Origin of the sequence: Bradyrhizobium sp. CCBAU 45384, from assembly GCF_028128665.1 — a bacterium.
In the GTDB taxonomy this organism is placed as follows: Bacteria; Pseudomonadota; Alphaproteobacteria; order Rhizobiales; family Xanthobacteraceae; genus Bradyrhizobium; species Bradyrhizobium manausense.
The window spans coordinates 104,058-115,695 of record NZ_LBIZ01000117.1 but is presented as its reverse complement, the minus strand read 5'-3'; the positions used below and the strand labels follow the sequence as shown (position 1 = coordinate 115,695).

Annotated in this window: 11 protein-coding genes; 6 read left to right on the top strand and 5 right to left on the bottom strand. The window is 64.4% G+C overall.

Going from position 1 to position 11,638, the window contains the following annotated elements:
* The first annotated feature begins 139 nt into the window (after positions 1-139).
* Entirely contained in the window at positions 140-1,090 is a 951-nt protein-coding gene (locus tag XH80_RS32050; RefSeq protein ID WP_442869192.1) for a substrate-binding domain-containing protein, read from the top strand.
* A 168-nt stretch (positions 1,091-1,258) separates the two neighbouring features.
* Here the strand turns inward: XH80_RS32050 and XH80_RS32045 are convergent, their stop codons facing one another.
* The 4 genes from XH80_RS32045 to XH80_RS32030 all read right to left on the bottom strand — a co-directional run bounded on the left by XH80_RS32045 (position 1,259) and on the right by XH80_RS32030 (position 6,114).
* Positions 1,259-1,741, bottom strand: a complete 483-nt coding sequence (locus XH80_RS32045; RefSeq protein WP_271602055.1) for a MarR family winged helix-turn-helix transcriptional regulator — start codon at positions 1,739-1,741, stop codon at positions 1,259-1,261.
* Entirely contained in the window at positions 1,741-2,235 is a 495-nt protein-coding gene (locus XH80_RS32040) for a MarR family winged helix-turn-helix transcriptional regulator (protein ID WP_271602054.1), read from the bottom strand. The genes XH80_RS32045 and XH80_RS32040 overlap by 1 nt, the downstream gene beginning before the upstream one ends.
* Positions 2,236-2,392: 157 nt before the next feature.
* Entirely contained in the window at positions 2,393-3,958 is a 1,566-nt protein-coding gene (locus XH80_RS32035) for an indolepyruvate oxidoreductase subunit beta family protein (protein WP_271602053.1), read from the bottom strand.
* Positions 3,955-6,114, bottom strand: a complete 2,160-nt coding sequence (locus tag XH80_RS32030) for an indolepyruvate ferredoxin oxidoreductase subunit alpha (RefSeq protein WP_271602052.1) — start codon at positions 6,112-6,114, stop codon at positions 3,955-3,957. Before XH80_RS32030 ends, XH80_RS32035 begins: the two co-directional genes overlap by 4 nt.
* Before the next feature lie 127 nt (positions 6,115-6,241).
* Between XH80_RS32030 and XH80_RS32025 the strand changes: the two genes are divergently transcribed.
* The 5 genes from XH80_RS32025 (at position 6,242) to XH80_RS32005 (ending at position 10,701) form a co-directional block, all read left to right on the top strand.
* Positions 6,242-7,255, top strand: coding sequence for a carbon-nitrogen hydrolase family protein (locus tag XH80_RS32025; RefSeq protein WP_271602051.1), 1,014 nt, complete (start codon positions 6,242-6,244; stop codon positions 7,253-7,255).
* 235 nt (positions 7,256-7,490) lie between these two features.
* Positions 7,491-8,597, top strand: a complete 1,107-nt coding sequence (locus tag XH80_RS32020; protein WP_271602050.1) for a cupin domain-containing protein — start codon at positions 7,491-7,493, stop codon at positions 8,595-8,597.
* A gap of 45 nt (positions 8,598-8,642) precedes the next feature.
* On the top strand, positions 8,643-9,551 hold the full coding sequence (locus tag XH80_RS32015) for a fumarylacetoacetate hydrolase family protein (RefSeq protein ID WP_271602049.1): 909 nt from the start codon (positions 8,643-8,645) through the stop codon (positions 9,549-9,551).
* A complete protein-coding gene (locus XH80_RS32010; RefSeq protein WP_271602048.1) occupies positions 9,551-9,988 on the top strand; it encodes an acyl-CoA thioesterase in 438 nt (145 codons plus the stop codon). Before XH80_RS32015 ends, XH80_RS32010 begins: the two co-directional genes overlap by 1 nt.
* Positions 9,985-10,701, top strand: coding sequence for a hypothetical protein (locus tag XH80_RS32005; RefSeq protein WP_271602047.1), 717 nt, complete (start codon positions 9,985-9,987; stop codon positions 10,699-10,701). Before XH80_RS32010 ends, XH80_RS32005 begins: the two co-directional genes overlap by 4 nt.
* Here the strand turns inward: XH80_RS32005 and XH80_RS32000 are convergent.
* Positions 10,698-11,588 carry a LysR family transcriptional regulator gene (locus XH80_RS32000; protein ID WP_271602046.1) on the bottom strand — a complete coding sequence of 297 codons (891 nt, stop codon included), beginning with the start codon at positions 11,586-11,588 and terminating at the stop codon, positions 10,698-10,700. The two genes, XH80_RS32005 and XH80_RS32000, sit on opposite strands and share 4 nt — an antisense overlap.
* Between the last annotated feature and the right edge of the window lie 50 nt (positions 11,589-11,638).

The following is an 11,638-nucleotide window of genomic DNA, read 5'->3' as shown; positions in this document are numbered from 1 at the left end:
AAAGGCTGGGACGTAAAGATCTGGCGGTGGCCAGCGGCCGCCGGCAAGCGACCGCCGGTAGTGGCGGAATGTTCAAGGCAAAACAGGGGAGTGAATCATGCGACGCGCATCTACCAAGTCAAGGTTATGGTCCAATCTGATGCTGGGCGCCGGCACCGCGGCGCTCCTCGCCGGTGCAGCGCAGGCCGCACCGCTGGTCAAGGAGTGCGGCAAGACCGGGGAGTTTGTCATCGGCTTCTCGCAGGCCAACAATGCCGAGCCCTATCGCCAGCATGTCAACGATCAGCTCACCGCTGCGGCGAAGAAAGTGCCGCAATTCAAGCTGCAGATCGCCGACGGCGCCGGCAACGTGAACACGCAGACCTCGCAGATGGACAATTTCATCACCCAGAAGGTCGACCTGATCCTGATCTCGCCGTTCGAGGCCGCGCCGCTGACGCCGGTCGTCGCGCGGGCCATGAAGGCCGGCATTCCCGTCATCGAACTCGACCGCAAGACGGTCGGCGAGCCCGGCAAGGACTATACGGCCTTCATCGGCGGCGATAATTTCAAGATCGCCGAGGAGGCGGGCAAATACGTCGCCGACAAGCTCCTTCCGCAAGGCGGCGAAGTGGCTGTGCTCCAGGGCCTGCCGAGCTCGACGCCCGCCGTCGAACGGCTCAACGGCTTCAAGTCCGGCGTGAAGGACAATCCGAAGGTCCAGGTCGTCGCCGAGCAGGCCGCCGACTGGTTGCCGGACAAGGCGCAGACCGCGTTCGCCGCGATGCTCCAGGCCCATCCGAACATCAAGGCGGTCTATGCGAGCAACGACATGATGGCGGCCGGTGCGCGCCTCGCGGCCAAGGGCGCCGGCAAGCTCGATCAGGTGAAGATCCTCGGCACCGACGGCTTGCCCGGACCTGCTGGCGGCATCCGCGCGGTGGCGGAAGGCGAGTGGGCCGCCACCTTCACCTATCCGACCGGAGGCCCGGAGGCGATCGACATGGCAAAGTCAATCCTGCTCGATTGCGCCGAGAAGGTGCCGACCGTGGTGACCGTGCCGACCACCGCGATTACGCCCGACAACGCGAAGCAGCTAATGCAGAACTGAACATTGCTCAGTGGGCGCGGCCGGTGGCCGCCGCGCCCGCACGGCGCTTTTCGTCAACGCCGCCGTCACCTGCTAGCTAGAGGAGAGAGCCCCGAGCGCTCCGCCATAGCCGAGGCTTTGCCTCGGCGTTTCTTCGAATGAGCCCGCGGCGTGATCTAAGCGCACCAGTCAAATCTGGTTCTGCTTGATATTCTCGACCATCTTGGCCAGCACGCGCGCGCAGACCTCGATGTCGTCAGGGTCGATGCCCTCGATCAGCCTGTCGTAATTGTTCGCCATGATCGGCCAGATCTTGCGCAGCAGCGCCTCGCCGTCAGGCGTCAGCCCGACGACGCGGCGGCGCTGGTCTTCTTCGGCGATCTCGCGCTTGACGAGGCCCGACGACACCATGGACTCGACCATGCGGCTCGCGGTCGACTGCTCGGTCACCGCGAGCACGGCGACCTCGTTGACCGTCAGGGTCTTGTAGATGAACAGCACCGACAGCGTCCGGAACACGACGTTGTTGATGCCGTGCTCGCTGAGGTCGCGGTTCTGGTCGAGGTTCCAGCGATTGGCGAGCCGGTTGAATAGATAGGGGATGTAGCTCTGCAGCTGGTCCCGCGTCCGCGGCGGACCCGACTTCCATCGGCTCTTGGATTCTCTGGCCATTATCTCTTGCGACTTTGCTTCTTGCTCTCGGCATCAAGTTTCGAAGAAAGCGATTTCAGCACCGACAGCGCGTTGTCGAGCTCCCGGGCCGACATGTTCTCGAACCGTTTGGCGAGAAGCTTCTTGTGCACGTCGGCCGCCTTCCTGAACAGCGCTTCGCCCTTCGGCGTCAGGCGCACGATGAAGGAGCGCCGGTCCTCGCTGGACATTTCCCGGCTGATGAGATCGTCCGCGAGCAGGCGCTGCACCAGGCCGGAGACATTGCCGCCGGTGACCTTCAAATTCTGGGACAGCTGCCCGAGCGCAAGGCCATCGCGGTAGCGATCCAGCTGGGCCAGCACGTCGAACTTCGCCAGCGACAGGCCGAACTCGGCGTTCAGCACCGAATTGAGCGAGGCAAACAGCTCGCCATGCAACGACAGCAATTGCAGCCAGAGCCGGGTCTCGATCTGCCCAGGGACGGGAACAATGTTCTCTTTGAGTGCTGCCGGCATCGCATGACCATTGAGGACAGAATGTCTCGTCGAGCTTAAGGGGATTATCGCGGATTTGTCGCTCCGATGAACGACTTGAGAATCGTAGTCAAGCCGCCTGATCCTGACGTCCCCGCGGGCGAACGGCAATCCAATCCTGCATCCTGCGCGGTTTGAATCATGCAAAGGTCTTGATGGTCTGGATCACGCCGTCGAGCGCCGTGCCGGCGCTGTCCTTCAGCGCGGCCTCGCGCAGGCGGCGAGCCCAGTCGGCGGCATCCTCGCGGCGCTCGATCAGCTTGATCGCAGCCAGCGTCTTGTCGAACTTCGACAGGCCCCGGCTGTGGGTATCGGAATAGCCCTTGACCAGGCGGCGGCATTGCAGGATCTCGACGCCGAGCTGGTAATTTGTGCCGACCGCCCCTAGCGCGGCCTTCAGCCAGGCATCCCGGTGCGCCGTCTCGATAGCGTGACGCAGCGAGCGACGGCGCAGGCCGCGCATGCCGCCGACGACATAGAGCACCAGGAACCAGGGCAACGAATAGGTCCGCACCCGCCGCCCTTTGTTGACGCGGCGATCGAGCCAGCCGACGAGGCGTGGCCGCGTGCCGAGCCAGCGGCCAAAGCCGGCAGGCAGCATGCCCATCACTTCCTCCATGCGGGGATGCATGAATTCGGTGGTGTGGAGCACCTGTCCGTCCGTCATCTCGAGCTCGCTCTCGATGCGCGCGCGGCGGCCGGCGCGGGTCTTGAGATCGGCGACGCGGATCACGTCGTCATAGCTCATCGCGTTGGCGAGATACTTTGCCGCGGCCTCCGTAAAGGCATAGGCGTGCGCGCCGCCGCCGGCGTTGCGGTCGGCCGCGTGCAGCTCCTTGAGGATGTCGAGATATTCGGCGCCATAGGCGACGTCCTGGAAGTCGACGACCTTTCTCAAGCCGGCGCGCGCCATGGGAAGCGCTGAAACAGGAAGTTCCTGATTCAATCTCGCAATGAGCGCGCCGAGTTGCGGACCGGGCGTTGCTGAGAAGGGCGTCTTATTGGCCGGCTCGGCTTGCGCCGGTGCTGCTGGCTCGGCCGGGCCGGTCTTGACGCGCTCGAAGGCGGCCTCGAAGGTCTCGACGCTGGCCTTGGCGCCCTTGCCGCCGGCGCGGATCACGTCGAGATAGCTGTCGCGGCTGAACGGCAGCACATCGGACGCGGCGAGCGCGCCGAACATCGCCGCCGAGATGACGCTGCCATGGGCGATCGCCAGCGCATTGAGGTCGAAGATGATCTCGGTCTTCGCCGCAATGCCGATGGCGCCGGTGACGGCGCCGCTGTCGGCGATGCCGTTGCCCGGCGCGATCTTCTCGCCGACCGCGAACGAGCGGTGGTTGGACGCGATCAGCGTGGTACGGTCAGGCGTCACCAGGCCGCGCAGGATCGACCGACCCGCCTCCATGAACTCCGCCGCCATCACCACGTCGACATCGCCGGGGGTCGGCATCAGCGACAGGATCGGCTTGCGGCCATCGAGCGGCGTCATCGCCTCGATATAGTAGATCGTGGCGCCGGTGCGCTGGGCGACACCGGGCACCGAGGTCGATTGCGCGACCCAGCCATGGTTCTCGGCGAGCTGCACGATCCAGTCAGTCAGCACGCCGCCGCCCTGGCCGCCCATCGCAACGATCGCAATGGAGATCGGCCGCTCGGTTGCTTCACCTGAAGCGGGCAGGGCCAGCCGGACCGTCTCGTCCCTCATACCAGTGCCTCGAGTGCCGGCCGCCGGCGGTCGCGCCGGCGCTGCAGCCAGCCGATCACGCTCATCGCGATCTTCGACTTGAACTTGTCCCAATGGCTCGGATTGTGGATGACGTCGGCGCGATAGAACGACGGGCAGAGCACCGCGGCCTCGGAGACCTCGCCGCAATTGCCGCAGCCGACGCAGGAATTGTCGATCGCCGCGACGGGATCATCGCGCAAGGGATCGTCGAGCTGCTTCACCGACAGCGACGGGCAGCCGGAGAGCCGGATGCAGGCATGGTCGCCGGTGCAGACGTCCTCGTCGACACCAAAGCGCTCCTTGACGATGCGCACGCCGTCCTTGATCGCCTTGCTCATCTGCGGCTTCACACGGCGCTGCTTGTTCAGCATGCATTCGGAGGAGGCGACGATGACCTTGGGACCTTCCTCCTTGGTGGTCAGCGCCTCCTTCAGCGTGTCGCGCATCTTGCCGACATCATAGGTGCGATCGAGCTGGCGCACCCATTGGCCGCCGATGCCCTTCACCGCCTGCACGATCGAATTGTTGGTCTTGCGCCGCTTGTTGACCGCGCGCGAGGACAGGATGTCCTGACCGCCGGTCGCCGAGGTGTAGTAGTTGTCGACGATGACGAAGACGCCGTCATGCTTGTTGAACACGGCATTGCCGATGCCGCTGGTCAGCCCGTTGTGCCAGAAGCCGCCGTCGCCCATCACCGCGATCGAGCGCTTGTCGGCCTTGACGTTGAAGGCCGAGGTCGAGGCCGGGCCGAGGCCGAAGCCCATCGTGGTCGCGCCGATGTTGAACGGCGGCAGGATCGAGAACAGATGGCAGCCGATATCGGCCGAGACGTGATGCTGGCCGAGCTCTTCCTCGACCAGCTTCATCGCGGCGAAGATCGGCCGCTCCGGGCAGCCGGTGCAGAGCCCGGGCGGGCGCGCCGGCACCACCTGCTTGAGCTTCTCGACCGCGGGGTGATTGAGCACGGGCGCGGCATCGGGCGCCGGCGGCCGGTTGCCCAGCAGCCGCGGCTCGGTCTTCTCCAGGAACTCCCTGACGCCGCCGAGCAGCACCTGAGCCGTGTAATCGCCGCCCATCGGCAGCACGTCCTTGCCATGGACGCGCGCCTGGATGTCCCTGCGCCGCAGCACCGTGTTGATGGCCTGTTCCAGATATTCCGGCTGGCCCTCTTCGACGACGAGTACCGCGTCCTTGCCGGCGCAGAATTCCGCAACCTCCGTGTCGATCACGGGGTAGGTGACGTTCATGACGTAGAGCGCCACTTGCGTATTGCCATAGGCGTCCGACAGCCCGAGATATTGCAGCGCGCGGATGACATTGTTGTACATGCCGCCCTGCATGATGATGCCGACCTTGCCCTCCTTCGGCCCCATCCACTCATTGAGCTTGTTGTCCCTGATAAAGCCGATGGCCGCGGGCATCCGCGTCTTGATCTTCTCCTGCTCGTGCTCATAGGCCGCCGGCGGCAGCACGATGCGATTGACGTCGCGCTTGGGATTGTTGAGCGCGTCCTTGATGGTATGCGCCGGCCTGACATTGTCCTTGCAGGCGAAGCTGCCGTGCATGTGACAGGCGCGGACGCGCACCTCCAGCATCACGGGCGTGTTCGAGAATTCCGAGAGCTCAAAGCCCTTCTCGATCAGGTTGACGATGCATTCATGGTCGGGGCGGGGATCGAGCAGCCACATCTGCGACTTCATCGCAAACGCGTGCGTGCGCTCCTGCATGATGGAGGAGCCCTCGCCATAATCCTCGCCGACGATGATCATGGTGCCGCCGGTGACGCCGCCCGAGGCGAGATTGGCGAGCGCGTCCGAGGCGACGTTGGTGCCGACGGTGGATTTCCACGCCACTGCGCCCCGCAGCGGATACATCACCGAAGCGGACAGCATTGCCGCCGCGGCGGCTTCATTGGCGGAGCTCTGGAACACCACGCCGAGATCGTCGAGCACGTCCTTGGCGTCGGCGAGCACGTCCATCAGATGCGAGATCGGCGAGCCCTGGTAGCCGCCGACATAGGCGACGCCCGATTGCAGCAGCGCCTTGGTGATGGCGAGGATGCCTTCGCCGCGAAAGGTGTCGCCATCGCCGAGCCGGAGATCCTCGACTTCGCGAGCAAAGGAACGTTCAGCCATTGCACCCTCCAGAAATATGCGATAGCATACGTTTACATGTGAAGTAAGTCAACGCGCGCCATGCGACCACGCCTGCGGATCTGCACTTCCGGCGGGCGGTCATGAGCGAGCCGACAGGGTAGGGCCGATGCTGAAGCTGCCTCGCTTTAGAGCCGCCGCCGTCCAGGCTTCACCAGTCTATCTCAATGCGAGCGCGACCGTCGACAAGGCGGCCTCACTGGTGCGTGAGGCGGCGGCCAATGGCGCCCGGCTGGTCGCGTTCCCCGAAGTGTTCGTACCCGGCTATCCCTACTGGAACTGGATCACCGATCCCGTCACCGGCAGTGCGTGGTTCGAGAAGCTTGCCAAGGTCTCGGTGCTGGTGCCGGGGCCCGAGGTCGACATCGTCCGGAAGGCCGCGCGCGACGCCGGCTGTTACGTTGTCCTTGGCGTCAACGAGCGCAGCCCGGTCTCGCTCGGCGCGATCTATAACACCCTGGTGTTCATCGGGCCCGATGGCGCGTTGCTCGGTAAGCACCGCAAGCTGGTGCCGACCTGGGCAGAGAAGCTGACCTGGACCGGCGGTGACGGCTCGAGCCTGCGCGTCTATGATACCGAAATCGGGCGTCTCGGCGGCCTTGCCTGCGGCGAGAACACCAACACGCTCGCGCGCTTTGCGCTACTCGGCCAGGGTGAGCTCGTGCATGTCGCCAGCTACATCTCGCTTCCCGTCGCGCCGCCGGATTACGATATGGCGGAGGCGATCAAGCTGCGCGCCATCGCCCATTCCTTCGAAGGCAAGATCTTTACCATCGTCTCCTGTTCGACCGTATCGGAAGAGATCATCGCGGCGATGGAATCAGTCGTTCCCGACGCGCGCGCACGTTTGCAGCGCAAGTCCAGCGCCTTCTCCGGCATCATCGGCCCTGACGGTCGCGTGGTCGGCACGCCGCTGATCGACGACGAAGGCATCGTCTATGCCGACATCGACCTCGATCGCTGCATCCAGCCGAAGCAGATGCACGACATCGTCGGGCACTACAACCGGTTCGACGTGTTTGATCTGCGGGTCAACAGGCGCCCCCTGGCGCCGCTAGGCCTTGCAGGCGAGGGCGATGCCCTGGAGCAGGGCTTTATGCCGATCCCGCTGAGATCGGAATGATGATGAGATTGAGCCCGGCTGCAAACCGCAACGAAGGTGCGCTCCCGCCCCCGCCTGCGGGGGAGGGTTGGGGAGAGGGTGTCTCCTCTCGCGAGAACCCCCAAGAGGAGAGAACCCTCACCCGGCGCTACGCGCCGACCTCTCCCGCAAGCGGGAGAGGTGAAGCGCCCGCGGCTCCCATCCCTTCAATCAATTCACTTTGCTCTAGCTGAAGCGACACGACTTGGAGGACAGCATGCGCGAGAACGTGATCGGCCGGGCCAATGTCGAGGACACCCCCGAGCTGAAGGCCTATTACAAGGATCTCGAAAAGTATGAAGCCGGCGCGCTGTGGACGGTCGCCAACAAGATCGAGCCGTGGGCGCCGCAATCGGCCTCGGTCCCCGTGCTCTGGCGCTACAAGGATCTGCGCGAGCATGTGCTGCGCTCGGTCGAGCTGGTCTCGCCGGAGAAGGCGGGCCGGCGGGTGATCTACCTCAACAATCCCGGAAGGCGCGACGTGTCGGCCGCGGTCGGCTGGCTCTATTCGGGATTGCAGGTGATGCATCCCGGCGAGGTCGCCACCGCCCATGCTCACTCGGCTTCCGCCTTGCGCTTCATCATGGAAGGCGCGGGTGCCTACACCATCGTCGACGGTCACAAGATGACGCTGGGCGCGCGGGATTTCGTGCTGACGCCGAACGGCACCTGGCACGAGCATGGCGTCGAGGCGGGCGGCTCGGTCTGCATCTGGCAGGATGGCCTCGACATCCCGCTGGTCAACGCGCTCGAAGCCAATTTCTTCGTCGTGCATCCCAAGATCCAGCAGGAAGAGTCAGGCTATCCCGTCGACGACATGACCAAGACCTGGGGCAATCCCGGTCTGCGGCCAGCCGGCTCGAAATGGTCGAAGGGCTATTCGCCGATGTTCAAATATGAGTGGGAGCCGACCTACGAGTCCTTGCAGAAATACGCCGCCGCGACCGAGGGCTCGCCCTACGACGGCACGCTCATGAACTACGTCAACCCCATCACCGGCGGCCATGTCATGCAGACCATCGGCGCCAGCATGCAATTGCTGCGGCCCGGCGAGAAAACAAGATCGCACCGGCACACCGGCAGCTTCCTCTACCAGGTCGCCAAGGGACGCGGCTATTCCATCATCGGCGGCAAGCGGCTCGAATGGGAGGAACGCGACATCTTCTGCGTTCCCTCCTGGGCCTGGCACGAGCACGGCAATGCCTCCGTGAGCGAAGATGCCTGCCTGTTCTGCTTCAACGATCTGCCTGTGATCGAAGGCCTCGGGCTCTACCGGGAAGAGGCCTATGGCGACAATGGCGGTTACCAATCGGTCGCGGCCTGACGCCTCCTTGCAGAATTCAACCACAACAGCCGGATAAAATCCTTCATGCGTCTCGTCACCTACACTTTGGGCTCCAGCGGTGCGCGCCTCGGCGCGCTGGTCAACGGATTGGTCGTCGATGTCGAGCACCTCGGTGCGTCCAGCGGCGTGACATGGCCGGATGGTATGCTGTCGTTCATCGACAACAACGTGACCCTGCTGCCGGCGCTCCGGGATGCACTGGAGGAGGCCAATGGCCGCTTCCCGGCCGGCTCGGCGGTTGCGGTCGAGGACGTCAAGCTGCAGGCGCCGATCCCGCGGCCGCGGAAAAACATTTTCGGTATCGGGCTGAACTACCGGGCCCATGTCGCCGAATCCGCAGAGAGACTCGACACCGACAAGGACCTGCCGAAGCAGCCGGTCGTCTTCTCCAAGCCGCCGACCTCTGTGATCGGTCCGGGCGGTGCGATCCAGCACAATGCCAAGATGACGCAGCAGCTCGACTGGGAGGTCGAGCTCGCCGTCATCATCGGCAAGACCGCAACGCGCATCTCCACCGACAAGGCGATGGATCACGTGTTCGGCTATTCCGTGATGATCGACATTTCCGCGCGCGATAATCGCCGCGCCGGCCAGTGGATCTTCTCCAAGGGCATGGACACCTATGCGCCGTTCGGCCCCTGCATCGTCACCGCGGACGAGATTCCCGATCCGCATGATCTCAGGTTGTGGCTGACCAAGAACGGCGTCATGAAGCAGGACTCCAACACCAAATACATGATCTTCGACATTCCGGTGCTGATCTCGGACATCTCGTCGGGCATGACGCTCGAGCCGGGCGACATCATCGCAACGGGAACGCCCGAAGGCGTCGGCGCCGGCATGACCCCGCAGGAATGGCTGTGGCCGGGCGACGTGGTCGAGGCCGGGGTCGACGGCGTCGGCGTCCTCAGGCATCCGGTTGTCGCCATCTGATGACGAATTTTGCGTTCGAGCGTGAGCTCAGGTTCGGAGATTGCGATCCCTCGGGGATCGCGTATTTCCCGTCCTACCTGAACATCCTCAACGGCGTCGTCGAGGATTTCTGGGCAAGCATCGGTTTTCCATGGCCGGAGCTGATCACCGTCAGGAAGATCGGCACGCCCACGGTACATCTTGCGTGCGACTTCTCCCGGCCGTCGATGTTCGGCGATCTCCTGACCTTCAACCTGCGCATCGTCAAGGTCGGCGGATCATCGCTCCATCTGGAGCATGTCATATCAGGCGCGAACGGCCCGCGCTGGCGTGCGCGCCAGATCCTTGCCGCGACCTCGCTGGTCGATCATCATGCGATCCCGTGGCCCGATGACATCAGAGCCGCGCTCGTGCCGCATGTGAATGCGGGCGAGGGCGCAGAGGCGACGCCGGCATGATCTCGCTGTTCATGACATTCTCGGATTCCGCGGGCGAACGCCGGGTTCATCCCGACGAGGTGAACGCCGTTGCGGAGCTGGTCAAATCGATCCCTGAGATGACCGAGGCCATGCTGTTCACGCCGCTCGAACAGTCGGTCGACCATCCCTACAAGGCCGACGGCTCAGGCCCCGTGTTTGCGCTTCAGCTGCGCTTTCCCGACCTGTTTGCCTGCGAGGCGGCGATGGGGCGCGACGGCATCCTGGCCAGCCTCGCGACGGGCGCCGGACACTCCGGCCTCACTGATCTCGACGTCACGCACCAGGTGATGCTGACACGTGCGTTTCCCGTCGACGTCGCCGAGCATCCGCCGGACACGACAACGCCGTGCAGCTATCTCGTGCACTATCCCGGCCCGGCCGCGGACATGAACGCCTGGAACCTGCATTATCTCGAGCACCACCCCTCGATCATGCGGACCTTTCCCGATGTCCGCCAGATCGAGATCTACACCCGCATCGACTGGGTCGACCGCCTGCCGTCGCAACGCATCGACCACATGCAGCGCAACAAGCTGGTGTTCGACAGCCCAGCGGCCCTCGCGCACGCACTCGCCTCCGACGTGATCAAGCACATGCGCGCGGACTTCGTGCAGTTTCCCCCGTTCGCGGGCGGCAACAAGCATTTTCCGATGCTGACCCGGGTGGTGCGCAAAGACAGGCCGGTCGCCTAATCGATGAAGGCGGCGAGCTCCTCGGGTGTACCCGAGGGGAAGGCGCCCTTGAGGAAATCCAGAAAGGCCGATACCCGGGCGCTCAGCAATCGGCGCGACGGATAGAGTGCCCAGAGCGCGATCGGCGGCCCGTCGACATCGCCCCAAGCGACGAGCTTGCCGGCGCCAAGGTCGCGACTGACGAGCGACACGGGAAGGCGCGCGGCGCCCACGCCTGCCCGGACAGCGTCGCGCACCATGATGAGCGACGACAGGCGAAGCACCGGGTCGGTCGTGATCCGAACTTTCCGGCCCCGCGTGGTCACATCCCAGGCGGGGCTCAGATCGCCTGCGCCCCGTACCACGGTCGGAACGGCGCGATCGCCCTTCGGACGCTTCAGCGTGGGGCTCGCTACCACCACCAGCTGGTCGCGCATCAGGATTCGTCCGACCAGTGTTTCATCCGGATCCGGATTGACCCTGATGACAAGATCATAGCCTTCCTCGATCATGTCGACCGAGCGGTCCTCCGTCGTGATCTCGAGCCGGACATCGGGATATTTCAGCGCGAAGCCGGCCGCCAGCTTTCCCATCGCGGTTTGCGAAAACAAGAGAGGCGCGCTCACCCGCAGCCGGCCGCGCGGCTTGTCGCCGCCCGAGGCGATTGCCGCCGCCGTCTGTTCGAGATCGGTGAGGAGTGCCGCCGTACGCTCGTGAAGCGCTCGTCCTTCCTGGGTGAGCTTCACCGTGCGCGCTCCGCGCTCGAACAGGCGCAGGTCAAGGCTGCTCTCCAACTCGGAGACCCGGCGCGAGAGTGTCGCCTTCGGCCGTCCGGAGGCCCGGGCGGCCTTCGCGAAGCCTCCATGTCGCGCAACGAGGTTGAAATCGGCAAGCGCAAGCAAATCCATACGGTCCACCCATGAGACGGTCTGCCAAAAGATAAAGGTATTTGGCCAAA